At 72.2% G+C, this 26251-nt stretch carries 14 protein-coding genes; 8 read left to right on the top strand and 6 right to left on the bottom strand.

Annotated features, from left to right (window positions below; all coding sequences use genetic code 11):
- Positions 1-48: 48 nt before the first annotated feature.
- Positions 49-1290 (bottom strand): alpha/beta hydrolase family protein, encoded by a 1242-nt coding sequence (locus AC07AL_RS25150; RefSeq protein ID WP_478318238.1) that lies wholly within the window; start codon positions 1288-1290, stop codon positions 49-51.
- A 446-nt stretch (positions 1291-1736) separates the two neighbouring features.
- On the opposite strand from AC07AL_RS25150, the gene AC07AL_RS25145 reads away from it, so the two are divergent.
- From AC07AL_RS25145 to AC07AL_RS25125, 5 genes are all read left to right on the top strand, one after another.
- On the top strand, positions 1737-2408 hold the full coding sequence (locus AC07AL_RS25145; protein WP_478318236.1) for a DUF4097 family beta strand repeat-containing protein: 672 nt from the start codon (positions 1737-1739) through the stop codon (positions 2406-2408).
- Between the two features lie 65 nt (positions 2409-2473).
- On the top strand, positions 2474-3598 hold the full coding sequence (locus AC07AL_RS25140; protein ID WP_478318234.1) for a serine hydrolase domain-containing protein: 1125 nt from the start codon (positions 2474-2476) through the stop codon (positions 3596-3598).
- 358 nt (positions 3599-3956) lie between these two features.
- Positions 3957-4595 carry a Scr1 family TA system antitoxin-like transcriptional regulator gene (locus AC07AL_RS25135; RefSeq protein ID WP_400804611.1) on the top strand — a complete coding sequence of 213 codons (639 nt, stop codon included), beginning with the start codon at positions 3957-3959 and terminating at the stop codon, positions 4593-4595.
- Between the two features lie 155 nt (positions 4596-4750).
- Entirely contained in the window at positions 4751-5719 is a 969-nt protein-coding gene (locus AC07AL_RS25130) for a DUF4331 family protein (protein WP_363579634.1), read from the top strand.
- A gap of 116 nt (positions 5720-5835) precedes the next feature.
- Complete coding sequence (locus AC07AL_RS25125; protein ID WP_478318232.1) at positions 5836-6078, top strand: helix-turn-helix transcriptional regulator; 243 nt, start codon at positions 5836-5838, stop codon at positions 6076-6078.
- A 404-nt stretch (positions 6079-6482) separates the two neighbouring features.
- Here AC07AL_RS25125 and AC07AL_RS25120 read toward each other — a convergent pair whose 3' ends face one another.
- From AC07AL_RS25120 to AC07AL_RS25105, 4 genes are all read right to left on the bottom strand, one after another.
- Positions 6483-6809, bottom strand: coding sequence for a hypothetical protein (locus AC07AL_RS25120; RefSeq protein ID WP_363579631.1), 327 nt, complete (start codon positions 6807-6809; stop codon positions 6483-6485).
- A 20-nt stretch (positions 6810-6829) separates the two neighbouring features.
- Positions 6830-15310, bottom strand: a complete 8481-nt coding sequence (locus tag AC07AL_RS25115; protein WP_478318230.1) for a ricin-type beta-trefoil lectin domain protein — start codon at positions 15308-15310, stop codon at positions 6830-6832.
- Positions 15311-15736: 426 nt separating this feature from the next.
- A complete protein-coding gene (locus AC07AL_RS25110; RefSeq protein ID WP_478318229.1) occupies positions 15737-16579 on the bottom strand; it encodes a hypothetical protein in 843 nt (280 codons plus the stop codon).
- Between the two features lie 4 nt (positions 16580-16583).
- Entirely contained in the window at positions 16584-17201 is a 618-nt protein-coding gene (locus tag AC07AL_RS25105; protein ID WP_363579628.1) for a papain-like cysteine protease family protein, read from the bottom strand.
- A 445-nt stretch (positions 17202-17646) separates the two neighbouring features.
- On the opposite strand from AC07AL_RS25105, the gene AC07AL_RS25100 reads away from it, so the two are divergent.
- Positions 17647-18606 carry a helix-turn-helix domain-containing protein gene (locus tag AC07AL_RS25100; protein WP_363579627.1) on the top strand — a complete coding sequence of 320 codons (960 nt, stop codon included), beginning with the start codon at positions 17647-17649 and terminating at the stop codon, positions 18604-18606.
- A 46-nt stretch (positions 18607-18652) separates the two neighbouring features.
- On the opposite strand, the gene AC07AL_RS25095 is transcribed toward AC07AL_RS25100, so the two are convergent.
- A complete protein-coding gene (locus AC07AL_RS25095; RefSeq protein WP_478318227.1) occupies positions 18653-21838 on the bottom strand; it encodes an EAL domain-containing protein in 3186 nt (1061 codons plus the stop codon).
- Between the two features lie 223 nt (positions 21839-22061).
- Between AC07AL_RS25095 and AC07AL_RS25090 the strand changes: the two genes are divergently transcribed.
- Positions 22062-25496 (top strand): amino acid adenylation domain-containing protein, encoded by a 3435-nt coding sequence (locus tag AC07AL_RS25090; protein WP_478318225.1) that lies wholly within the window; start codon positions 22062-22064, stop codon positions 25494-25496.
- The gene (locus AC07AL_RS25085) at positions 25493-26248 is read left to right on the top strand and encodes a leucyl/phenylalanyl-tRNA--protein transferase (protein ID WP_363579624.1); all 756 of its coding nucleotides are present in this window, start codon (positions 25493-25495) and stop codon (positions 26246-26248) included. The genes AC07AL_RS25090 and AC07AL_RS25085 overlap by 4 nt, the downstream gene beginning before the upstream one ends.
- Positions 26249-26251 lie beyond the last annotated feature (3 nt).

Here is a 26251-nt window from a genome sequence, read left to right as displayed (position 1 = left end):
GCCGTAGCGGCCGGCCCCGGGGAGGGGCCGGCCGCCACGGTCGCGGGTTCACGGCAAGTAGGTCACCTCGGGGAAGGCCGCGGACGGGCCGTCGAGGAGGCGGCTGGCACGGTGCCGCAGGTGCAGGTCGAAGAAGGCCACCGGGTACGCCTGCTGGATCTTCACCGCGCGGGCCGGGTCGAGGGTGCCGATCATGCCCCGGACCTGCTCGTCGGTCAGGCCGAGGAGCTTCGCGGCCTGCGGGATCAGCACCTGGTTGTCGCCGTACGAGACGTGCACGGCGCCCTGGGCCTGGACGTCGAGGCGCCAGCCGCGCAGGTGCGGCCAGAACTCGGCGACGTCCGGCTGGCCGGCCCGGGTGAACGCGGCGGTCATCATCATGAACGGCCGGTCCAGGTCGGTGGTGATGGTCGGCTGCATCGGGCCGTCCAGGCTCAGCCCGGCGCGGACGCGCCGGTCGGTGAGCATGGTGTAGGCGGTGGCCGTACCGCCCTTCGACCAGCCGAACATGCCGATCCGGTCCGGGTCGAGGGCGTGCAGCAGCCCGGCGGGCAGCGGCCTGCCGTCGACGTCGGGGTTGCGCCCGGCGGCGAGGGCGTCGACCTGGTCGAGGAGGAAGCGGATGTCCGCGGCGAAGTCCTTCGGCCCCATCGGGACGCTCCGGTCCGGGGTGAGGACCAGGCCGTCGGGGAACTCGGTGATCGCGTCGCGGGTGTGGTCGACGGTGACCACCACGTAGCCGTGGCTGGCGAGTTCCTGGACCATCACGGTGTGGTCGGCGCGGTGGCTGTGCGCGCCGTGCGAGTAGACGACGACGGGCAGGCGGCGGCCCGCGCGGTGGACCGGGGCGCCCACGCGGCCGGAGGTGAGCGGGGCGAGGGCGGGGTCGATGGCGAAGCCCGTGTCCGCGAGGAACGCCCGCAGTGCGCCGTCGGCCATCCAGGGCGCGAGCGGGTACGCCCCGGCCTCGCGAGCGGGGTACCAGACGCTCGCCATCAGCTCGCGGAACCGGCCCGGGCCGGCCAGCGGGTCCGGGCGGGAGGCGTCGAGCAGGTGCAGCGGGACGGTGCCCACGGGGTGCGGCCCGGTGGGCTCGGGCAGGGTGAGGCGCGCCGGGCCGCCGGTGGCGGTGCTGGCGGCGGGCGTGGTGGTCCCGGGGGTGGTGGTCCCGCCCGCCGCCCACGCGGGGCGGGCGAGGGCGAGCGGTGCGGCGGCCCCGGCGGCCAGTGCGGCCCCCAGCAGGCGGCGGCGCGTCATGGCGTGTCGGCTCGTGAACGGCGTGGTGGTCATGGGCCCTCCCTGGGTGTGCTGGACAGAACCGGGCCGAGGCGCGCGGTCTTCGCAGGTGCGGCCGTCGTTCGACACCGGACCTCCGGGGAAGCGCCCCTGACGGGCCGTCCGATGGATCTCCGTGCACCTGAGCGGAAGGCTGTCATCGCGGCGCACCCGGCCACATCCGACCACCGGATGACAGTGCGGCCGCGCGCATTGGCCTGGGGGTTTACATCCGTGGGCTGATGCGGCGGCGCGCCGGGGCGGGGCGGCGCATAGCGTTCACGTGCAATCCAATGCAACGGTCGGCGCGACTGACGTTGCGTTAAATCTGCAACTGTTGCAACGATAATGAGGCATTGACCTGCGATGATGCTGATTGTACGCAACATAACTGTTGCCAGGAATCTTGAAGGCAACGTAGCGTTTCCGTTGTCAGAAACAACGAGCCGTAGGAGAGCATCATGCAGAAGTTCGCCACCCCCGCCCCGGTCTCCACCGTCCTCGACATCCCCGCCGGGCGCATCCGGTTCATCGCCGCCGACCGGCCCGACACCACGGTCGAGGTCCTGCCCGCCGACGCCTCGAAGAGCCGCGACGTGAAGGCGGCGGAGCGGACCACCGTCGAATACGCCGACGGCGTCCTGCGGATCGAGGCGGCGGCGGCCGAGAACCGGATCCTCGGCCAGTCCGGCACCGTCGAGGTGACCGTCCAACTGCCCGCCGGCTCCCGCATCCAGGCGAAGACGGCCAGCGCCGAACTCCGGGGCGTCGGGCGCCTCGGCGACGTCACCTTCGAAGGCGCGCAGGCCTCGGTCAAGCTCGACGAGACCGCCGGCGCCCACCTCGCCGTCCTCGCCGGCGACATCTCCGTCGGCCGCCTCAACGGCCCCGCCGAGATCACCACCGCCAAGGGCGACATCCACATCACCGAAGCCGTGCACGGCACGATCACGCTGCGCACCGAGGCCGGCGACGTCTCCGTCGGCGCCGCCCGCGGAGTCTCCGCCTCCCTGGACGCCGGCACCACCTACGGCCGGATCCACAACGCGCTCAAGAACGCCGACGGCGCCGCCGCCGGCCTGAGCATCCACGCGACCACCGCCTACGGCGACATCACCGCCCGCAGTCTCTGACGCGGCACCGCTCACCCACCCCTGAACTGCGCCGCGCACATCCCACCGCGAGACGAGGAACGACCATGACCAGCACCCTCCACACCGTCGAGAACGACACCGCCCAGGACCGCCCGGAACTGCAGCAGGCCACCCAGGAGTTCGTCGACGCCGGCTTCGCCGGGATACAGCTGCGCGTGCACGACGAGCGCGGGGAGTGGGTCGGCAGCGCCGGGGTGCGCAAGCTGGGCGAGGCCGCGAAGCCGTCGGTGGACGGGAAGTTCTGGGTCGGCAGCACCACCAAGACCTTCGTCGCGACCCTGGTGCTGCACCTGGTGGCCGACGGCGCCATCGGGCTGGACACCCCGGTGGCCGACCACCTGCCGCAGTTCGGGCTGGACCGGCGGATCACCGTGCGGATGCTGCTCCAGCACACCAGCGGATTGGCCAGCTACACCGGCGACCTCGAACCCGACGGGACGTTCGCACCGGGGATCCCCGCGATGGGCAAGGAGTGGGTGGACAACCGGTTCCACAGCTACCGGCCCGGGGAACTCGTGCAGTTCGCCCTCTCCAGGCCGGCACGGTTCGAACCGGGCACCGACCAGAGCTACTCCAACACCAACTACACGCTGGCCGTGCTCCTGATCGAGCAGGCCACCGGCCGCCCGTACGCCGAGGAGATGCGGCGGCGGATCCTGCGGCCGCTCGGACTGCGGGACACCGTGGTGCCGGGCGACTCGCCGGAGCTCCCCCGGCCGCACGCCCACGGCTACTACCGCTACCAGGACGGCGACCAGTGGAAGGTGGCCGACGTCGCCCGCCAGAACCTCTCCCTCCTGGTCGGCGCCGGCGACCTGATCTCGACCACCCGGGATCTCCACACGTTCTTCGCCGCACTCCTGGGCGGCACGCTCCTGCCCGCCCCGCTGCTGGACGAGATGCGCACGCCGCACGGGATGCTCGGCTACGGCCTGGGCCTGTTCGTCCAGGACCTCGGCCCGGACGGCGGCACCATCGTCCACCACAACGGCGGCGCCCCCGGCGGCTACGGGGCACTGATGATCGGAACCCCCGACGGCAGCAAGACCCTGACCGCCGGACTGACCACCGGCGACTCCGCGTCCGACCCGGCGCAGGAGTTCCCGAAGGCGCTGGACCGGCTCATCAAGGCGGTGTTCGGCGGCGGCGGCGTACGGGCCGAGGGCTGACGGGACTGCGTTTCGGCACGTGGAGTGGGAAGTCGGCGGGGCCGACTTCCCACTCCGTTCGTCTTGAGGGGTGGTGCCCCGGCGCGCGGTGGTGGTGAGGCAGGGGTGAAGCGCGAAGCCGCGCTCCGGAACGCGGGCTGCGCAGTCGCGTCGGCGGCGTGCTCCGCGATGGTGAAGCAGTTTGGCTCACTGTGAGACAAGTTCTTTCTCCAGATGGGCAGTTGCCTTTCGCCCGAGTGCTGGAAGATCGTGGCGCCCTGGGCGTGGCGGCTCGATCACTGAGGGGGATTTCGGCCGGCGCGGGAAAAATCGCGGCGCCCTGGACGTGCGCTGACCATGGATTCGATGGACACCGAGAGTGCTGGTTCGGATGCGGAGGGTTGACCCGTCGGTCGACCTGGATCAATGGGTCGAAAGGGTGGGTGGCGTCGAGCGCACGGTCTTCGATGACGGCGAGACGGTGGAGAACTCCGACGGGGTCGCGGAGTTCTATGCGGCGGTGGGGAAGCTGATCAAGCATTTCCGGGAGCGGGCCGGGCTGACGCAGCGCGAGCTGGCCGAGCGGCTCGGGTACAGCGAGGACCAGTTGGGGGCGGTCGAGCGCGGCAAGCGGACACCGAGAGTCGAGATCCTGACGAAGGCGGACGAAGTCCTCAATGCGGGTGGCGCGTTGCTGGTCGTCGCGGACGACGTGATGAAGGCGAAGATCCGGATCAGCGAGCGGCACCCGGCTTCCTCAAGGGCCTTCACGTCTGAGGAGGGCAGGGCAGTCGAGATCCACGAGTACAGCACGATGGTCATCCCGGGGCTTCTCCAGACTGAGGCCTACATCAAGAGCAGCTACAGCACGAACGAGGAAGCTCAGTGCGTCGAGGTCGCCGAGACGCCCGGCATCGTCCACGTGCGTGACTCCAAGGACAAGAGCGGCCCGCAGCTGGTGTTCGAGCCGGCTGCGTGGCAGGCGTTCGTGGCGTTCGCCGCGACCGCCGAGGTCTGATTCAGCCTTCTCCTGACGGCCCGTCGCTTCCACGCGGCGGGCCGTCGGCGTTCCGTCGGCGGTCCGCCGGGAGATGACGGCCAATCGGCGGACGGGCGGGCGGAGTGCGGGTGTCGTCGGGCCGGTGCCGGGTGGGGGCTGCTACCAACGGTCCCATGTCCCATCACCTCAGTGGCCCCAACCTGCGCTCCCCCCGGGGCGACGCGCGGCTCGACCTGACCGACGTGTTCGCCTTCCCGGCCGCCGATGCGCCCGGCCGGACCGTCCTGATCATGAACGCGAACCCCTACGCCCCCACCCAGGCGGCCGAGTTCCACCCCGACGCCGTCTACCGCATCAACATCGACAACGACGGCGACCACCGCGCCGACGTCGCCTACTCCTTCACCTTCTCCGCCCCCACCCACACCGGCGCCCAGACCGTCACCGTCCACCGGGCGACCGGCGCCGCCGCGCAGAAGCACGAGCCCACCGGGGACGTCCTGTTCTCCGAAGCCCCGGTCGCCTTCGGGGACGCGCCCGACGTCATCGAGGCGAACGGCCGCAAGCTCTCCGTCGGCCTGCGCAGCGACCCCTTCTTCGCCGACCTCGAAGGGATCGTCAACAACTTCACCTGGACCGGCAAGGACGCCATGGCCGACGCCAACGTCTTCGGCATCGCCCTCGAAGTCCCCGACACCGACCTCGGCCCCGACCCGACGATCGGCGTCTGGGCCCGGGTCAGCCTCCGCCAGGACGGCCGGCTCGTCTCCGTCGACCGTGGCGCGCACCCCTCCCTCACCGCCTACTTCAACAAGGAGGAGGTGAAGGACGCGTACAACGCGGGCGAGCCGGCCGACGACTGGGAAACCTACCGCGAGGCCTGGACGGCCGTCCTCCAGCACACCGGGGACTACACCACTGCGGCCGCCACCGAGACCCTCAAGCTCGTCCTCCCGGACATCCTCCGCTACGACCGCTCCCGCCCCGCCGCCTACCCCAACGGCCGCACCCTCGTCGACGACGTGACCTCGGCCCGCCTCACCATGGTCTCCGGCGGCAAGATCACCAGCGACCACATCCCCCCGCACACCGACGTCCTCCCCGTCTTCCCCCACCTCGGCCACCCGCACCCCGTCAAGTAGCGAGTCAAGTGGCCGGACGACAAAGCGGCGGTCAAGAATCCTTGACCGCCGCTTCGCACTTCCCGCTCTGATCATGTGCCAGGCTGTGCGCCCCCACCCGCGTATGAGGAGGTTCGGTGAACCACGCGCGCCCCCTGATCGAGGACTTCCCCGCCCACCCGGACGGAGACCCGGCCGGCGCCCTCGCCCGCGTCGTCCGCGAGCGCCGCACCGCCCTCGGCCTCTCCACCGCGGACCTCGCCAAGCGCGCCGACCTCACCGACGCCCAGATCCGCGCCATCGAGGCCGGCCACGTCGCCCCCACCCTCCCCCTCCTCACCGCCCTCTCCCGGGCGCTGGAGGTTGCGCCGAAGCCGTGAGCGCGGCGGCCCGCGCCCGGAGCAGCCCGCAGTACTTCACGCTGTCCGCGCCGAAGGAGACCCCGTGGACCGGGGAGCGGAGCGTCAGGACCAGGCCCGGAACCCCGGCGAGGACGATCGGCATGAGGTCGTCGACCCTGGTGAAGAACGCCGCCGACGATGCCGCGATCAGTGCGCACACGAGCCCGATCGGGAAGTACGCGAGAGCCCAGGGACTGCGCCTCTTCTGCATGTCCCACCCCAGTTGCGTTGTGCGTAGGGGCGCCATCCGAACTTCGGATGGCGCCCCTACGGGTTCGTTCAGTAGATCAATGGTTGGTCGAGCCGCAGGGGGACGAGCCCCCTGCGGCCGATGTGCTTCGAGAGGAAGTGGGAAAGCCGAGGACTTCCGGGGACGGGGCCCCTCAGTCTCCAGCGACGTAGACGAAGGTGCCGGGCGCCTCACTGCATTTGCTCAGCAGTGTGTCCAGGCGCACCAACTGCGGATTCTCCCTCCAATCGGGAATCGTTCGCACCTCTGCGCGTGCGGTCGCACACTGTCGGGAGTCCAGCAGTGTGTCGCCGTAGAGGTCGATGCGGAACAGTGTCGGGAAACCCTCGCGGGGGAGGTTGGCAATGGCGTCCATGAGCACGTCATCCTCATCCCCGAACGATTCGGTGACCGTCCTCTGCGAGAGTCCCCAGCTTGTCAGATCGGGGAGTTCGGAATTCCAGAAGACATCCAGCCCCATGTAGTGACCTCCAACTCGTGTCAAACCGGGTAGGCAGTGACGACCTTGCCATGGCGCACCACCACCTTGATGCTGGTCTTCCGTATGCCGTTCTTGTTGTGGCCGACCGTCCTGTTGCCGAAGTCGTAGACGTGGAAGTGGCCGGGCGTGCCATTGGTGTTCGGCTGAGCCGGGGCCTTCTTGATGGCCGTCTTGATCATTCGCTTGATCGTTCGCGGATTGCTCGTGGCGAACTTCGACTTCCAGGGGTTGGCCAACCGGAGCACGTGACGCGGGAAGATGTGGCCCATGTACGTCAGGTGGGAAAGGCTGGCGCCTGAGCAGTTGTGCACCACGACGTCGTTGCTCGCGTCGCGCACCGAGTAGGTGTGCCGGTTGCCGACGTTGAGGTTGACGACCAGTTGCCCGTCCAGGTCACCGAGGTCGTCGACCGCAGTGACCACCGGCGTGGTGCCGTCGGGTGAGCGCAGCCGGTCTCCCGGTCGGACCTCCAGGGCCTTCACCCAGCCGCGGCCCTCCACCCAGATCGGGTGGCCGTCAGTGGCCTGTAGCGGGGCGGCCGAGGCGTCCGCGTCGGTGCTGATCTCGACGATGTGTCGAGTGCCGTAGCCGGTGATGACGTCCAGCACCGGCTCGGCGGAGGTGGTTCCGGTCTCCGGATCCGTTGCCGCCACATGGTCACCCACCCGCACGTCACCGATCGGCAGGTAGGTGCCGTCGGCCATGAGTACGGGAGTGTCGGGCGTGAAGGAGTTCCCGATCGGGCAGGCAACGGCCTCCGTGCGCCGGAAGACCGTTCTGGCGGCCGAGGCGATCTTGCCCGCCTTGGCCGCGACCCTGGTCGTCGTGGCGGCTGCCGCGACGGCCTTGACCACCGGGCCGGCGCCGACGGTGGCGGCGACCGCGGTGATGGCCATCTCCGCGGCCTTCCCCCAGTTGCCGGTCGCGGCGTAGGAGACCGCCGAGACGGTGGCGGCGACGGCGCCGATGGGGCCGGGGATGTAGGACGCGACTTCAGCGACCTTGGCGACGACCTCCACTGTCTTCTTCAGCCACTTGGGCATGCCCCAGTTGCCGTCGAGGTCGGTGCAGTTGACCGGATCGCCGGTGCAGTAGTCGTACGGACTGGCGTTGCCGCCGGGGACGGGGTCGATCTGGAGGAAGCGGCCCAGGGCCGGGCTGTAGAGGCGGGCACCCATGAGGATGTCGCCGTCCAGCGCCTCCGCGGAGCGCTCCTTGCCGCCGAGCCAGCCGTAGCGGACGTTGGCCTGGCCGTCCTGGGGGATGCCGAACTCGTCGAAGTCCAGCACGACCGGCTTGGTCAGCGCGGTGTCCGTGGTGACGACCACCGACCCGAACAGGTTGGTCAGTTGGAGCTGGATGTCACCGGTCCTGCTGGTGGTGGCGGCCAGACCGGCGTCCGGACCCGTGACGTTACGGGTCAGGTTGCCCTGGGTGGTGTCTTCGACCGTCCAGCGGACCTGGTCGGAGTCGTCGCCGTAGTGGTTGAGCTTCGACGTGGCGTTGGCCCAGGTGCCGTCGGCCTGCTTCTTGCTGGTGGTGAACGCGGTGAGGCGGTGGGCGGCGTCGACGGCCCACTCCTGCTTGGTGTCCCCCTTCTCCTGGACGGCGACCTTGTCGTTCGCCCAGTAGGTGTTGGTCGCGCCGGTGGCCGTCTTCACGGTGCGCCCGAACGCGTCGTAGACGAAGCCCGCGTCGGTGAGCCGGTCGGCGCTGTCGTAGGTGTGGTTCTCCGCCGTGGCCCCGGCCGTGCTGCACTCGCCGGCCGCCCCGCGCGGGGAGGTCTGCTTGGACAGGCGGTTGGAGTGGGCGTCGAAGGCGTACTGCCGGGTGACGCAGCCGGTGGCGGCCGTGGTCTGCTCGGCCTTCACCAGCCGGCCGAGCCGGTCGTACTGGTAGGAACGGGTGGCGGTGGAGCTGGTGTCCTTGGCGACCTGGCCCTGGGTGGACATGTCGGTGGTCTGGGCCCAGACCACCGTGTTGTCCGAGGTGCGGGTGTAGGTGCGGCCGGTGGCCTCACCGACGGCGTTGAAGGTGTCCTTGCGGACGATGCCGCCGGGGTAGGTCTGCTCGACCAGCTGGCCGTCCGGACCGTACTTGGCGGTGAACTCGCCTGCCACGCTGTCGGTCACGGAGGTGACCAGCCCGCGGGGCTCCTTCACCCGGTCGTAGGCGTAGCCGGTGGACCCGGTCGGGTCGCTCACCTTCACCGGCTTGCCGAACCGGTCGAACTCCGTGGTGGTGGTGCCGCCGTCGGCGTCCGTGTAGGAGATCAGTCGGCCCAGTTGGTCCATGACCCGGGTCAGGGACTTGCCGTCGGAGGTGGTCTTCACCGCGTCGCCGGTGGCCGGGTCGTACTCGACGGTGACCTTCGGCAGCGGCTTGCCCTCGTCCGAGGTGATCTCGGTCGAGAGGATCCGGTCCAGCTCGTTGTAGACGGTGACGGTCTTGCGGGACTTGCCCGCGTTGGTCTCGGTGACCTCCTCCGGCTCGTTGAACGCCGAGTACCGCGTGACCCGCTTCACCGGCAGGGTGGTGGGCATCCGCGAGGCGTCGGCCCCGGTGACGGCCCCGCCCGGCAGCGTGACGCAGGGCAGGCCCGCCCACTCGGGACGGTTGGCGCACGCGGCGTCGTCCGCATTGGTCCCGGCGGTGTAGAACACCGACTTGACCGTTCCGGCGTCGGTGCCGTTGGAGCCCGGCTTGCGGGATTCCAGCGCCCGCCCGGAGGCGTCGAACTTGACGTAGGCGGTCAGCTTGGCGCCGAGGGCGTCGGTGGTGACCGAGGTCGCCTTCTTCAGCGTCCAGCCGGGGGTGCCGCCGATCGGAGTGTCGAAACCGTGCTTGGTGACGCGCAGCTCCACGTCGTCGGCGTAGCCGTCGATGCGGGCGCCGTCGGTGGCGGTGGTGACCAGGTGGTAGGCCTGGCCGTCGGGCTTCCCTTCGTCGTAGGTGTTGGTGTTGTGGTCCCGCGCGACGACCGAGGTCCCGGCGGCGAGCGTCGGGTTGACGGTCGCCTTGGTGAGGGTGACGGTGTCGATGCCGGTGTGGAACCGCTCGCCGCTGCTGGCCGCGTTGGTGTCGACCACGGTGAGCTTCAGCTCGTGGTCGCCGCGCGTCAGCTTCACGGGTGCGCCGGTGGTGTACGGGGCCACCGCGGCGCTGGCGCTGTAGGTGTCGAGCCGCTGGCCGACGTCCTTGCCGTCGATCGCCCACTGGATGACGCCGTGGTCGCTGTTCTTCGTCAGCTGGCCGGAGAGGACGTACTCGCCCTCCTCGGGAACGGTGACGCGCATGGCGTCGAACGCTCCCGCCGCCGTGCCGCGGATGCCCAGCTGGGCACCGCCGGACCAGGTGACGCCGCAGCAGTCGTTGTCGATCTGGACCTTGGCGTTGGTCCCCAGCTGCGGCAGCTTCTCGGCCTCGGCCGTGACGACGGCCGGGTTGGTCTGCCCGTTGACCTGTTCGGCGAGCGAGGCTCGGTAGACCGGGCCGAGGATCTCCGTCACGTCCAGGCCGTCGGCCGTGTAGACGGTGCGGGAGTCCAGCAGCCGGGCGCGCGAGACGGAGTCGGCCGTCGTCAGGTTCAGCTCGGCAGCGAGCTTGTCCGCGTCCGGGTGGACGCCGAGCGCGATGGAGCGGTTGGTGGCCGACAGGCCGCGCACGGCGTGGCCGTAGCGGTCGTACTCGGTGGTGCTGATGTCACCGCCCGGTGTAGTGGACGGTGCCGCGGTGTTGACCTCGTTGCCGGAGGCGTTGAGGTAGTGGACGGTGGCCGGCTTGTAGCCGTCCGGACCGGGCTTCGCTGCCGAGGCGGTGTTGGCGCCAGGGTCGTCCTCGGGGCCGAACACGGCGGTGGCGTCGGTCGGCGCATCGGTCTGCGCCCACTTGGCGACGTCCGCGCCCGCCAGGTCGTTCGGACCGCCGGCGCCGCGGGTCAGCGGCACCTCGTAGACGACCGACGTCGCGTTCTCGCCGGTGACCTGGTCCTTGCTGCCCGGCGCGAGCGTGCCGCGACGGACCTTCAGCAGGCGGCCAGGATCCTGGTCGGCCGCTGCCTTGCCGTAGTCGAAGTTCCACGGCAGCTCACCGGCGGCGCCGATCCGGGTGACCCGGCCGGCGTCGTCGTAGCTGTACGCGGTCTTCAGCGGGGTGGCCAGGCGCGGGTCCCAGACCTGGGCGAGGCGGCCGCGGTCGTCGTACGCGTAGTGCGCGACCTCGACGGCCTCCTGCTTGGAGGTGGCCGGGTTCCACGTCCAGACCTTCACGCCCCGGACGCGGTCCAGATAGTCACCCGGGGTCGCGGCCGTGGCGGTGGTCGCCTTGGCGTAGTCGTACTCCATCACCTCGCAGCCGCGCGGCAGCGGGTCGACGGTGCAGCCGTTGACGTCGTCGACGCCCGGCTCGACGGCCGGGATGATGCGCTTGACGAGCGAGCGGCCGTCGGTGGTGTCGTACTGGTAGCGGGTGGTCGAGGCCGCGTCGGGCCCCGTCTCGCTCACCACCTGGTAGATGTTCGAACCGGCCTGGCGGGCGAAGACGGTCTTGGAACCGTCGAGCTCGCCGAGCTCGTAGGCGGTGCCGGAGGTCTGGAGGTCCCAGACCTGGTTGGGCCCGGTCCAGCAGACCCAGATCGAGGCGCCCTTGTCGGCGTCGAGGCACTGGCCCGACTGGCGGTTCATGACCGTGCCGTTGGTGCGCACCTCCCACTGCTGGTTGGCGCCGCCGTTGCAGTCCCAGAGCGTGAGCGCGGTGGCGTTGGCGGTCTGGCCCCAGGGGTTGTCCAGGCAGTAGCCGAGCAGGCGCAGGGTCAGGTCGTCCCCACGGGTCCACTGCTGGTTCGACCCGCCCGTGCAGGCGGCGGGCCGCAGTCCGGCGCCGTTGCCGGCGGCCCCGTTCGGGACCTCCAGGCACTGGCCGGTGGCCGACAGGACGATCGCGCCGGACTTGGCCGGCACGGCCTTGAGCGACATCGACTCGGCGCCCGGTTCGGGGAAGAACGTTCCGTCCGTGCCCTTGGCGAAGGTCAGCGAGTTGTCGTCGTTGCTCTTGATCTCGACCAGGTCGGACTGCGGGAAGGACAGCGCCCGGTAGTCCGAGCCGGTGCCCGCGTCCGGGCCGCCGGCCCACTGCGGGCCGAACGGGGCGACGATCTCCTTCAGCGACAGGTCGTCGAAGAAGACCTCCTTGCCGCTGCCGGCGGTGTTGCCGTTGTAGAGGCGGAACCAGGCCTCGGTGGCGTCCTTGGGCACCGTCAGGTCCAGCGTCAGCTGTTGCCAGCCGTCGGTGAACGACGCCTTCGGAGAGGCGGTCTCGCCGTAGCCGGCCGGGGTGCGGTAGACGCCGACCATCCGCAGGCCGCGGTTGGCCAGCGGGTTGTCCAGGCCGGTCGCGCCGGGGACGTAGATCCAACCGGTGAGCCGGTAGGTCCTGCCGGGCTGCATGCCCTGGCCGAGCGTGTACTCGGGGCCGAGCGCGGCGAAGGAGTCCCACCCGGAGCTGGCCGGGACGACCAGGAGCGAGTCGGGCGAGTTGTCGTGGCCGCGGACCGTGGAGCGGGACAGCGCCGCCTGCCCGGCGGTGAAGCCGGTGAGGTCGGTGCCGATCTGCCGCTGGTTGAGCGTCAGACGCTCGCCCTGGGGCTGCCAGCCGCGGCCGAGGTCACGCGAGGAGGCGGTGCGCTTGACCGACAGGCCGCGTTCGTCGGCGTCGGTGATGTCGGTCGAGTAGTCACCGGTGAGCAGGTTGACCGAGCCGGGGCCGATGCCGGCGCCGGCCGCGCCGTCGGCGTTGCGGTCGACCGTGATGGTGTTCCAGACGGTGGCGTAGCCGTTGCCGGAGCCGTCCTCGGGGAAGAGGAGAGCGCGGACCTGGACGACGCCGCCGACCTGGCCGAGCGTGTCGAGGACGCTCCAGTTGGCGTGCGGGCCGAGGTCCGCGAGACGCGGCTTGTCCTCGGTGACCGCGGTGTTGTCCGCCTTGGTCAGGTTGGTGCGCGGGACGTTGTACTCCGCGGCGCCGGGGCCCCGGCGGTACTGGTAGACGACGCGCTGGAACTGCGCCTGGGCGTCGACCGCGAGCTTGACGCGCTTCGCGGACTGGGTGCCGTTGACCGGCGAGCTCATGCCCGCCTGGCCGACCTGGAAGGTGTACGTCGCGGGCGGGGACAGGTTGCCCGCGCGGTCCTTGGACTGCACGCTGAGCACGCGCCGACCCTCGGTGGTCGGCGTGATCGACGTGGTCAGCGCGCCGGTGGCGGCGACCGTCACCGGGGTGCCGCCGTCCAGGGTGTAGACGTAGGCTGCGGTGTCGTCGGTGCCCGGGGCGGGGGAGAAGGTGAACGACCCGGCCTGGTTGGCGGTGCCGTGCCAGAGCCCATCCGCCGGGTAGTCCGCCGAACTCACGAACGGCGTACCGGGCTTGACGGTGTCGGCGATGACGTTGGTGCCGACCCAGCCGGAGCGGGACTTGCCGTCGTCGAGCATGGCCCAGATCGTGTACTGCACGCCCTCGTCGAGCTTGGCGATGCCGTAGTCGGAGGGGCGGACGGTCGCGATCGCGCCGTTCGGGGTGTCCCGGACGATGCTGCCGATGAACGTGCCGCCGCGCCACAGGTCCAGGTAGATCTTCAGCGGGTCGCCGTCGGGGTCGGCCGCCTGCACCTGGAAGCGCGGGTTCGCGTCCGAGGTGTAGCGCGGGTTGCCCTGCTGGGACGGCTGCACCTCCACTGTCGCCGGGGTGGCCGGGACGGTGTTGTAGGTGATCGAGAGGTACGGAGGCCAGTAGCCCTCGGCGGAGCTGAACTTCTTCCAGGACAGGTTGCTCGACTCGTCGGCCGCCTTGAGGGCGAACCCGTATTCGTTGTGACCGAACCCGGCGAAGTACCGGATCATCTCGGTGACGTCGGCCTTGGCCCAGAACGTGCCGTCGGAGGCGTAGCAGTCGTGGGTGTCACCGTCGTTCGCCACGTCGTACGTGTCGTTCGAGGTGGCCCACTTGCGCTCCATCGCGGGCTGGTTGCCCCAGCGGGTCCACCAGGCCGCGCCGGGCGCGTTCCAGACCTCCCACTGCTTCGGGATGCAGGACGAGGAGTGATGGTTGGCGAGGTTGAGCGTGGCGCCCAGGATCTGCTTGCCGTTGAACGACCCGCCCGGGACGGTCAGGAACGACCGGGCCACGACCTTGCCGTCGTAGCTGCCCAGCTTGAGGTCCGTCGACGAGGAGGCGTCGATGTTCTCGTTGGTCTGGACGTAGGTGTCGAAGGTCGTGCCGACGTCCACCACCGGGTCGACGGTGACCGGGAACTGGGTCTTCGGGTCCGCGAGGAAGGCGGCGTCCGGGGTGAACACCAGCTCGGTGTCCGCGCCCTGGCCGCGTACCTCCATCGTCACCGGGCCGCGGTTCAGGTGCTCCTGCGAGGCAGGGTCGACCGCGGCGTCCCACATGACGGGGGTCGGGATCTTGACCGCCGCCTTGCCGGTCGCCTTGTCGAGCAGCTGGATCGAACCGTCCTGCTGCGGCGAGACGGTGAGCCCGGTGGTGTCCAGCGGGAGCGTCACCGTGCCGGTCTGGGCGACGGCGGAGCGGTCCTTGACGATCAGGAACTGCTCGAAGCCGGTCCGGGTGGCTTCGAGGACCAGGTCGACGCCGGGGCGGGCGTTGACGTAGGTGGCCTTGTTGCCCTCCAGCTTGGGCTTGGGCAGCTTGCCCAGCCAGCCGAACTTGACCTGCTGCTCACCGGAGCCGATCCTGACCAGCTCGCGCTCGGCGGGGACCGGGGCCGGGGTGGACTGCGGGTCGGCGGCCGGGGCGGCGGCGCGGGCGCCGCTGCGGGAGGCCCGGCTCGCGTCGGCCGAAGCCGAAGCCGAGGTCGAAGCCGAAGCCGAAGCCGAAGCCGAGGCCGAAGCCGAGGCGGACGGAGACGATGACGGGGACGCGGAAGCGGGGGCCGTCGGTATCGCACTGGGCGACGTCGCCGGTGCCGTGGTCGGCGCAGTGGTGGCTGCGGCGCTCGGAGCCGTGGCCGGAGCCGTGGTCGGTGCGGTCGTCGGTATCGCGGCGCCCGGCAGGCTGTCGCCCACCGTCACCCCGGCGTCGCCGCCCTCGAAGACCACCCCGCCCGGGTGCGCCTTCGGCGCCACCTTGCCGTCCGGGGTCTGCACCAGCGTGGTGTCGACGGGCACCCAGGCCTCGCCGAGCTTCATCCGGATCGGGCCGGTGGAGCGGTCGGAGGTCAGCGTGCCGTCCGGGTTCGCCCACAGCGTGGTGAACTCCGTCCGGGCGTTGGTGACCTCGATCCGTCGCTTCTGCAGCCGGGCCGAGAGCAGCGCCGAAGCCTCGTCAGGCGCCTCGGTGGCCGGAACAGTGGGCGGAGTGGTGGGTGAGGGTGCGGCGGTGGCCGGAGCGGCTGTCACCGCGTCCACCACCACGCCGGCCTGCACCAGCAGGCCGAGCGTCAGGAGCGCTGATACGGGGCGCATCCGACGCGTAGAGAAGGCCCCGCCCGCAAAAGCGGACGAGGCCCGAGACCGTCGTTTCATCAAAAACTCTCTCAAGGGATGTGCATTGTTTTGAATGGCCTGATCGAAGCCGAAGCACAATCTCTCACCCCCAGCTGACTCCCAGTGACCAATCAGGATGACGATTGCGTAACAGATCGCTTACGCTGAGAAGCCGTGAGAAATGGAGTCATTTCGATGACATCGCCCCAGGTGAGCGAGGTGTCCGACATGCGAAGAGGGTCCCCAATCGCGTGCGCGAAAGGGCCTGGGACGGTCGTGAAATTAATAAGTGACGTGCAGTCAATTGCTGTGCGGGCTTTCCACCGCTACCCGCCGATGGCGGGACACCCGGAGGTGCCCCGCCATCGGCGCTGTTCGCAAAGTGGAACCCGAGCACAGGTGCCGTCAGACGGTGCCGCGGCCCGCCCGGCGGCGGCGCAGCAGCGCTGTGCCGAGCCCGAGGGCGGCGAGGAGGGTGCCGGCCCCGGTGAGCAGGGCGGCGGTCGGGGTGGAGTCGCCGGCCGGCGCCGCGACGGGGGCCGTTCCCCGGTCGAAGCCGCCGAGCAGGTGCGCCTTGGCGTAGTCGGTGCCGGGCAGCTTGTCGGCGTACCGGTCGTGGACCACCTGCTGGTACTGGGCGAGGGTGATGCCCGCGTCGCCCACGGACCGGACCGCGTCCGGGTTGAGCGGCCGTACCTGGCCGTCGACCAGGGCGTACCAGGCCCGGATCTGCGGTTCCTCGAAGGCCACGGCGCCCCGGCCCAGTGCTGCCGCGGCGGCGGCGTGGTCGGTCTCGTCGCTGCCGGAGGCTATGTTGATCTCGGCCCAGGACCCGCTGGCGTGCGGGTCGGGGGCCGTCCACACCGAGGCCTTGCGGCCGTCGGCCGCGTCGGCCTCGGTCGCCATGAACGCGAACTTCGCGACCGGCGCCCCGACGGAGGCCGCCGCGACGAAGTCCGGGTTGAGGTAGTACACGGGGACGGTGTCGCCGACGACCCGGGCCGGGGCGGCGGCCTGCGCCTGGCGGGCGTCGGAGGAGCCCTGGCCGGAGCCGTGGGCGAAGAACCCGCCGAGGGTCTGCACGACGGGGGCGGCCTTCGCCGCCGCGGCGGCCGCGGTGACGTCGGCCGCGGACGGGGCGCCGGCTGCCGTGGCCGGGGTGGCGGCGAGGGCGGGGGCGGCGGCGAGCAGTCCGCTGCCGGCCAGGGCGATGGCGGCGAGGGCGCGCGGGGCGCGGAAGTGCGTCATCGTGTCACGCCCCGATCCGGTACAGCGAGTCGTTCCAGTTGAACTGGCCGTTGTAGCCGGCGTAGTAGCTGTACGACGCCAGGTTGTAGCGGTTGCTGCTGGGCCACGGGTCGCCCCAGTAGATGGACTTGTTGCTCTGGTCGTAGCCGTAGATGACCTGGGCGTGCCCGCCGCCGGCCAGCCAGGAGATGCCGGTCTCGATCGGCCGGCCCGCGTTGATCTCGCTGACGATGGTGTTGAAGGACAGGGCGCCGGTCTCCTGGCCGGGGGACACCCCGAGGGCGGAGAGCGCGTTCTGCACCCAGGAGAGCTGGCCGGGCTGGTTGGGGCACTGGTACGAGGTGTCCTGGCCGTAGGCGAGGTCGCAGAACGAGTTCTGGTCGGTGCCGTGGCCGAGGAAGGTGGCGATGGTGTCGCCGGAGGCGGCCCAGCACCACTGGTCCTGCTCCTGCGTCTGCATGGAGATGTTGAGCCGGGAACTGGCGGCGAAGGTCTGGGAACTTCCGGCGGCGGCCTGGGGGGAGGCCGAGGCGGTGCCGGCGCCGGTGGTCACGACGGCGGCCAGCATGCACAGCGCGGCCAGTGCGGCGCGCAGGGACGACCCACGGATGGGTCCGCTCATGGGGGAACTCCTTCGTGCGGGGGCACGGGCGGCTCCGTGTGCACCCGGCGCCGCCCTGGGGTGTGCCTTGTGTGGGGGTGTGCTGTGTGGGGGTGTGCCGCGCGGCCGACGCGGCGGGCCCGGACCGGGGTTGCTAGGAAGAGTAGGCAGCCCGCCGGGCCTCTCCCAGACCCCCCGGAGGGGCGCGGGCGGTGCTGTGAACGGGGCTGTGAAGAGGGGTGCTGCGGCGGAGGTGCTGAGCCGCAGACGGGCGGCCGGGAGCGGGGCTCCCGGATATGGACGCGGCCGGGGTAAGCCGGTAATTTCACAGCGCGCCGCGTCCCCCCGTACCGCGTCCCCCCGCCCCCGCGCCGCCGTCCCCCGCACCCCCCGCCCCCGCACCGCCGCCGTGTCCCCTCGGCCCCGCCGCCGCGTGCCGGCCGGGCCAGTAGCCCCGGGAGTCCCGATGGTCAGTCGTCAGGAACCGCCGCCCGGTGTTGCCCCGGAGAGCGCCGCCGTGCTGGCCGCGCTGCGGAGCGGGCCCTTCGGTCTCGCGCTGCGCACCGCGATCGAGGCCCGCGGGCTGCCGCTGGAGCGGCTGCGCAGCCGGCTGGCCGAGCGCGGACTGCGGATCGCCGTCACGACCCTGAGCTACTGGCAGCGCGGGCTGCGCCGACCTGAGCGCCCGGAGTCGTTACGGGTGGTGGCCGCGCTGGAGGAGATCCTCGGGCTGCCGACGCACGCGCTCACCGCCCTGCTGGGTGCGCCGCGGCCGCGCGGCGGGGCGGACCGCGACGGCGGCGGGCCGCGTCCGTACCCGCAGATGGTGCGCACCCCCGGTGATCTGGGCGGGCTGCTCGCGGATCTGGACAGCCCGGCGGCCGGGAAGCTCCAGGTGGTCACCGAGTGCGCGACGGTGACGGTCGGGCCGCATCGTGAACTGGCGGCGCTCAGTTCGATGGTGGCGGTCCGGGCCCGTCAGGACGGGGTCGACCGGGCGCTGCTGATCTACGACTGCGACGAGGGGGTGGACGAGGGGGCCGTCGAGATCGTGGCGGGGGACAGCTGCCGGCTGGGCCGGGTGCGCCGGGATCCGGTGGCCCGGGTGGTGCTCGCGGAGCTGCTGTTCGACCGCTCGCTGCACTGCTCCGAGACCCAGGTGTTCTCCTTCGAGGTGCGCCCGCACAGCGCGGCCGAGTGCTGCCGCTACCGTGCGGCCTTCCGCTTCCCGGCGGACCACTACGTCCTGCGGGTGCGCTTCGATCCGGGTGAACTCCCGGTGCAGTGCCAGTGGTTCACGGCGAGTGACTCGGAGGGTCCGGACGACAGCCTGGCCGACCTCACCCTGGACAGCCACCACCTGGCGCACGTGGTGGCGACCGCGCTGGGGCCCGGGGTCGCGGGCATCCGCTGGGCGTGGACCTGAGGCGGCCCTGAGGTGTGGACCTGAGGTGTGGACCTGAGATCGGGGGTCAGGCCGGTTCGTGCGCGGTGCCGCCGACGAGGGCGCGGGCCTGCGGGGCGGTCATGGGGTGGGCGAAGAGGTAGCCCTGGCCGAGCGGGCAGCCCATGGCGGCGAGGAGGTCGCGCTGTTCGGGGTGTTCGATGCCTTCGGCGATGACCCGGACGCCGAGGGTGTCGGCGATGCGGGTGATGCCTTCGACGAGGGCGTACTGCTGCGGGGAGAGGCCGAGGCCGTCGATGAAGGACTTGTCGATCTTGAGGATGGAGATCGGGAACTCGCGCAGGTAGGAGAGCGAGGAGTAGCCGGTGCCGAAGTCGTCGATGGCGATGCCGACGCCGAGGTCGCCGAGGGTGGCCATGTCGGCGTGGACGCGGTCGTCGCGGCGCATCAGGACGGATTCGGTGAGTTCGAGGACGAGGGTGTGGGGGTCGATGCCGGAGCTGCGCAGGGCGCCGCGGACGACGTCGACGAAGCCGGCGTCGCGGAACTGGCGGGCGGAGACGTTGACGTTGACCCGCAGCGGGGGGAGGCCGGCGGCGGCGCGGTCGGCGGAGCTGGCGGCGTGCCAGGCGGCGGCCTCCTGGGCGGCGCGTTCCAGGACCCAGGCGCCGAGGGGGACGATCTGGCCACTCTCCTCGGCGAGGGCGATGAACTCGTCGGGCAGCACCATGCCGCGCCGCTGGTGCGGCCAGCGGACGAGCGCCTCGAAGGCGACCAGGCCGCCGGTGCGCAGGTCGACGATCGGCTGGTAGTACAGCTGGAAGGAGGATTCGGCGATCGCCGCGTCCAGGTTCTCGTTCAGCTCGTGCCGCTCCACCAGCCCGGTCTGGAGGGCGGGCTGGTAGTGGCGCCACTGGCGGCGGCCGGCCGCCTTGGCGGAGTAGAGCGCGAGGTCGGCATGGGTGAGCAGTTCGGCCGCGTCGACGCTGTCCTCGGTGGTGGCGACGCCGATGCTGGCCGTCACCCGGACGGCCCCCGCGCTCAGCTTGAACGGTTCTGCGAACACCGCCAGTACGGTGTCCGCGATGGCGTCCACGTCGGCCGGGCGCAGCGCGTCCTCGACCAGGACGGCGAACTCGTCGCCGCCGAGCCGGGCGGCGGTGTCCGAGCTGCGCAGCGCGGTGGAGACCCGCAGCGAGACGGCGATCAGCAGTTCGTCGCCGACCGCGTGCCCCTGGGTGTCGTTGACCACCTTGAAGTCGTCGAGGTCGAGGAAGAGCACCCCGGTGACGGCGCCGCTGCGCTCGCCGCGGGACAGCGCGTGGCCGACCCGGTCCAGGAACAGCACCCGGTTGGCGAGGCCGGTGAGGGAGTCGTGGAAGGCCCGGTGGGTGAGTTCACGCTCCATCTGGCGCTGCTCGGTCACGTCGCGCAGGGTGAGCACCAGGCCGCCGACCGTCGGGTCGGCGCGCAGGTCGTTGAAGCGGACCTCGGCCTCGATCGGGGTCCGGTCCTGCCGCAGCAGCCGCCAGTGCTCACGGGGCTGCTCGCGCAGCGGTTCGCGTGTCGGCGAGTGCTCCGGCGCGTGGGCCGGGGCGGCGTCCACCGGGCCGCGCATCCGGGCCAGCGCCCTGCCGACGGCCCGGCTGTCCTCGGGCGGGACGAGCTCGGTGAGCAGGGTGCCGTCCAGGCTGGGGTAGCCGAGGACCCGTTCGGCGGAGGAGGAAGCGTAGCGGACGCCGTCGTCGGCGTCCAGGATCAGGATGACGTCGCTGGCGTTCTGCACCAGGGTGCGGAAGTACAGCTCGCTGTTGCGGCGGTTGACCTCCTGGCTCAGCATGACCCGTTCGACGGCCAGCGCGGCCTGCGCGGCCAGGATCTCCAGCGAGCCCCACAGGCTGGTGAGCTCCTGCGCGGTGCCGGTGACGATGAGCGCGCCGATCAGCGGGTCGCCGGAGGGGCGCTCGTCGAGGGTGAGCGGGCACAGCAGGGCGGAGGGCATGCCGTCGAGGCGGGCGGCGAGGTCGCTGCCGATGTCCTCGACGGGCAGCAGCCGGGTCTCCCGGTAGGCGGCGAGGGCGAGCGCCTCGTCGGAGTCGGTGACGGGGCCGAGGTGGTGCTGGGCGGCGCCGCGTTCGGCGTGCCGCACGTGCAGGACGCCGGCCTCGGTGACGGCGAGCAGGGCGACGTGCCCGGGCTCGGTGGGCATCAGGGTGGAGGCGGTGGCCTGGACGGCGTCCGCGACCTCCTCGACGGTGACGGCCGCGGTGAGTCTGGCGCCGGCCTCGCGCAGGGCCCGCTCGCGGGCGATCGCCTGTCGGCGGGCGACCACGACGACCGCCAGCCGGGCCAGCACCAGCAGGTACAGGAGGGCGGAGAAGGCGCCGATCACGCCCGCGTTGCTGGTGTTGCCGTTCAGCGACTCGATGATCAGGATCGCCGGGGCGATCAGCGAGGCCAGGGTGAGCAGGGCGAGGCGGCCGGCGCTCAGGTCGGGCTGCTGGGTGGGGACGGGTCTGGTCAGCTCGACCATGGACGGGTGCAGCGCTGCCGCGCCCCAGGCGGTGTAGAAGGCGGCCCAGCCGAAGTCGACGGGGGTGCCGATGTGCCAGTTGCCGTGCAACTGGATCAGCCCGTAGAGGGTGTCCGCGACCAGCATGCCGACGGTGCCGACGGTGAGCAGTTGCAGCGCCCGGCTGTTGCCGCCGCGCGGGGTCAGCAGCCGCAGCAGCAGGGCGAGGACGACCACGTCGCCGAGCGGGTAGCCGATCGAGACGGCCTTCCGGAACCAGGAGAGGTCGGGGTTGCGGGCGTACGGGAGGATCAGGTAGATCCAGGCGAGCAGCGCCAGGCCCATGGTGAGGATCAGCGCGTCGAGCAGGCCGGCGCGGTCCTGACGGGCCGTGCGCCAGCGGATGAATCCGAGCACACCGGCCGCGTACAGCACGAACTCGGCCAGGTAGAAGCCGTCGGCGACGGACGGGAACGGGTTGTGCAGGTGCAGGAACTGGGTCTGGACGACCTGGACGACCTCGCCCGCGGTGAAGCTCAGGTTGGCGAGCGCCAGCACGTACCAGAACAGCGCGTGCGCGGGGCGGTTGAGGCGGACGCCGGCCACGATGGCCGCGCTGCTGCCGAGTCCGATGCCCGTCCACCAGATGATCCGCTGCGAGGGGTTGACATAGTAGACGCCGGTGAACAGCACCATCCACAGCAGGTAACAGACCATCAGGCGTTGTCGCCGACGTGTCAACGGGGCTACCTCCTCCGCGACGCCACCCGGCCGGTGGGACGGGGGAGTTCGGGCGAGGACGGGTCTTGGCGGTCGCAGGGTCGTCTCGCCCCGGGCTGACGGGCACACGGCAGCGTCGCGTCCGGTCGGGTTGCGATCGGACGTTCGTCCTGTGCCCTGAGTGCGTATAGTCGGAAATGTCGCACCTCCCAGGAAACTGCCGCCACAGCACGAGGTCAAGCCGGTGGACGACGCAGCAGACAGCGCACAGGGCGTACGAACGGATGTGAACTCCGGGCGTCACGCCGTGGTTCGCAACGACAGCGGTCAGTACGCGATCTGGCCCGGCGACTTGACCGTGCCGGGTGGCTGGCACCTGGTGTACGGGCCGGCCGGCCGCGACGACTGCCGGGCCCACGTGGCCCGCGAATGGCGCCCGCCCGGGCTCGGCTTCCCCGGGCTCGGCTCCCCCGGGGAGCGCGGCCGCGGGCGGGCCGAGGGCGACGGCGGCACCGTGCCCGGACTGCTGCGCTCCCGCGCCGCGCAGCACCCGGACGCGGTCGCCGTCGTCGCCGACGACGCCACGCTGAGCTACCGCGAGCTGGACCGGCGCAGCGACCGCCTGGCCAGGGCACTGCGGGCGCGCGGGGCCGGCCCCGAGCAGGTGGTGCCGGTCTGCCTCGAACGCGGTGCGGGCCTGGTCGTCGCCTGGCTCGGCGTGCTGAAGGCGGGCGCGGCGCTGCTGCCGCTGGATCCGGCGTACCCGGCGCGGCGGCTGGCCCGGCTGGTCGAGGACAGCGGGGCGCGGGTGGCGGTCACCGAGGGCGGGGCGCTGCCGGGCGTCGAGCCGGTGCCGGTGGACGCCGAGGACGGGCCGGACGGCGGCGGTGAGCCGGTCCTCGCCGGGTTATGCGGCGCGGGCGGGCCCGACGGCGCGGGTGAGCCCGACGGCGCCGGGCCCGACGGCGCCGGTGAGCCCGACGGTGCCGCGCCCGACGACCTCGCCTACCTGATCTACACCTCCGGCACCACCGGCACCCCCAAGGGCGTCCCCGTCACCCACCGCGCCCTGGTGTTCACCCTCGACCGGGTCGTCCACGCCTACGGCCTCGCCCCCGGCGAACGCGTCCTGCAACTCGCCGCGCTCGGCTTCGACACCGCACTGGAGCAGGTCTTCGCGACCCTGCTCGCCGGGGCCACCCTCGTCCTCGGCGGCGGCCGCACCTGGGCGCCCACCGAACTCGTCCACCGGATGCGCGGACTCGGCCTCGCCGTCGCCGACCTCACCCCCGCCTACTGGCACCACGTGCTCACGCTGCTCCCGCCCGGCGGGCCCGGCCCGGAGGGGCTGCGGCTGGTCGTCGTCGGCGGGGACGTCGTGCACGCCGACGACTGCCGCAGTTGCCTGGACCGGCTGCCCGGCGTCCGGCTGGTCAACGCCTACGGGGTCACCGAGGCCGCCGTCACCTCCACGCTCTGCGAGGTCACCCCCGCCCTGCTGGACGGCGCCGGCCCGGGCGGCCCGGCCGCGCCGGTGCCGATCGGCCGCCCACTGCCCGGCGTGCGGGTGCACGTCCTGGACGCCCGACTGTCCCCCGTACGGCCCGGCGAGAAGGGCGAGATCCACCTCGGCGGGCCCGGCCTCGCCCGGGGCTACTGGCGCGCCCCCGTGGCGACCGCCGAGGCCTTCGTCCCCGACCCGTACGCGCCGGTGCCCGGCGAGCGGATGTACCGCACCGGCGACGCCGGGCGCTGGCGGGCCGACGGGCAGCTGGAGATCCTCGGCCGCTTCGACGACCAGGTGAAGGTGCTCGGCCACCGCGTCGACCCCGCCGAGATCGAGGCCGCCCTCGCCGCCCACCCCGACGTCCGGCAGGCCCGCGTCGCCGCCGACGGCGGCGACCCCGACGGGGGCCGCGCGCTCACCGCCTACTACACGCTCGCCGACCACGCCGACGCCGGTGCAGAAGCCGGGGTCCGCCGCGACCGGCTCCGCGCCTACCTGGCCGAACGGCTGCCGGAGTACATGCTCCCGGCCGCCTTCGTGGCGCTGGACCGCATGCCGCTCACCCCGGCCGGAAAGGTCGACCGCCGCCGGCTGCCGCACGCCGAGCCCCGCACCCCGGGCCGGCCCGGCCCGGGCGGCACCGGGGCGGCGGGCGGTGGGGGAGCCGTCGAGGACGCCATCGGCCGGCTGTGGGCCGAACTGCTCGGCGTCGAGGAGGTCGGGCCCGCCGACGACTTCTTCGCCCTCGGCGGCAACTCCCTGCTGGCCATGGAGATGCTCGCCCGCGCCCGGATCATGCTCGGCCTCGACGTCACCCGCGTCCGCGCCCTCACCCGCGCCCTGCTGCGCGACGCCACCCTGCGCGCCTTCGCGACCGCCGTCCAGGCCGCCCGCGCCGACGGAGCCGCGCGCACCGCCCGCGTCGACGGAACCGACCCTGGCTCCGGCTCCGGCTCCGGCGAGGCCGCCGTCGACTGGGCCGCCGAAGCCCGGCTCGCCCACCCCGTCCAGCAGTCCTGGAGCCCGGCGCCCAGCCGGGCCGAACCCGCCGAGATCCTGCTCACCGGCGCCACCGGCTTCTGCGGCGCCCACCTGCTGCACGCGCTGCTCGCCACCACCGGGGCCCGGATCCACTGCCTGGTCCGCGCCCCCGACGAGGAACACGCGCTGGAACGCCTGCGCGCCGCCCAGCAGCGCTTCCTGCGCCACGACCTGACCGACAGCCGGGTGGTGCCCCTGGTCGGCGACCTCGCCGCACCCCGACTAGGACTGACGCAGCGTCAGTTCGACGGTTTGGCCGGGAGTCTGGACGCCGTCCACCACCTCGGCGGACAGGTCAACTTCCTCTACCCGTACCACCAGCTGCGCGCGCCCAACGTCGGCGGCACCCGCGAGATCATCCGCCTCGCCGGGCACAGCCGGGGCGTGCCCGTGCACTACCTGTCCACCCTCGCCGTGCTGGCCGGCTTCGGCGCGGCCGGCGTCCGCGAGGTCACCGAACGGACCCCGCTCGCCCACCCCGACCGGCTCGGCGTCGGCTACGTCGAGAGCAAGTGGGTCGCCGAACAGCTGCTGCACGAGGCAGTCGCCGCCGGTCTCCCGGTCACCGTGCTGCGCACCAACGACGTCACCGGGGACCTCGCCACCGGTGTGATGAACACCGGCACCGAGATCTGCGCGCTCATCGCGTACCTGGCGGACAGCGGCACCTGCCCGGACGTGCTGCTGCCGCTCGACTTCGTCCCGGCCGACCGCTTCGCGCGCGCCGTCGCCCACATCGCCGCCCACGCCCCCGCCGACGGCGAGGTCTACCACCTCACCTCGCCGCGCCCGGCCGACCTCGCCGATCTCGCCGAACGGCTCCGGGCCCGGGGCCACCCGATCGCCGAACTCCCTTACCGCGACTGGGTGCAGGGCCTGGTCCGGTTCGCCGCCAGGCACCCCGCCCACCCCATCACGCCGTTCGTCCCGCTGTTCGTCGACCGCGCTCCCGGGTCGGCGCTGTCGATCAGCGAGCTGTACTTCCGGCCCGTCTTCCCGCTGTTCGACCGCGCCAACACCGACGCCGCGCTCGCCGGCAGCGGCATCGACCTGCCCGCCGTGGACGCCGGCCTGCTCGACCACTACCTGGGGCGGTTGGCGGCGGAGGGCTTCCTCGGGCCGCCGGCGTGAGCCCCTTCGACGGGCTGGACGTCCAACGCGGGCCCGGGGACGGGCCGGTGGCGTTCGGCGCCGGCCTGGGCGCGTCGGACCTGCTGGCGGCGTACCGTCGCGGCCTGTTCCCGATGCCCGCGGCGGACGAGTACGCAGGCGCCTACAACGAGGCGCGCTACGAACAAGCCGTCGAGGCGGGCGAGGTGGCGCTGCTGCCCGGCGGGAACGACCCGTACGCGCTGGCCTGGTGGTCGCCCGACCCCCGGCCCGTCCTGCCGCCCGACGGCGTCCGGCTCGGCAGCCGCCTCGCCCGGCGGCTGCGCCACCGGCCGCAGTGGTGGACCAGCGCCGACCGGGCCTTCGGCGAGGTGGTGGCCCGCTGTGCCGAGGGCCGCCAACCGGCCTGGCTGACCGGAGAGTTGCGGTCCGCACTGGAGCGGCTGCATGCGCTCGGGGCCGCCCACAGCGGCGAGGTGTGGGAGGGCGAGGAGCTGATCGGCGGGGTGTTCGGCGTCGCCGCCGGGCCCGTCCTCAGCCTCGACTCGATGTTCCACCGCCGCCCCGACGCCGCCCGCGTCGCCGTCGCCGACCTCGGGGTGCGCTTCGGCGCGGCCGGCGGTCGGCTGCTCGACGCCCAGTGGGACAGTCCGCACATCCGCAGTCTCGGCGCCGAGCCGGTGCCCCGCTCCCGATACCTGGCCGCGTTGGCGGCGGACGCCGCGGTGGGCCCGCTGCCGGGAGCTCCGCTGCCCGTGGCCCGACTGGTCTGACCT

It is taken from the genome of Kitasatospora sp. NPDC043949 (assembly GCF_056435365.1).
The sequence above is the reverse complement of the archived record's forward strand: the minus strand, read 5'-3'. Positions and strand labels throughout refer to the sequence as shown.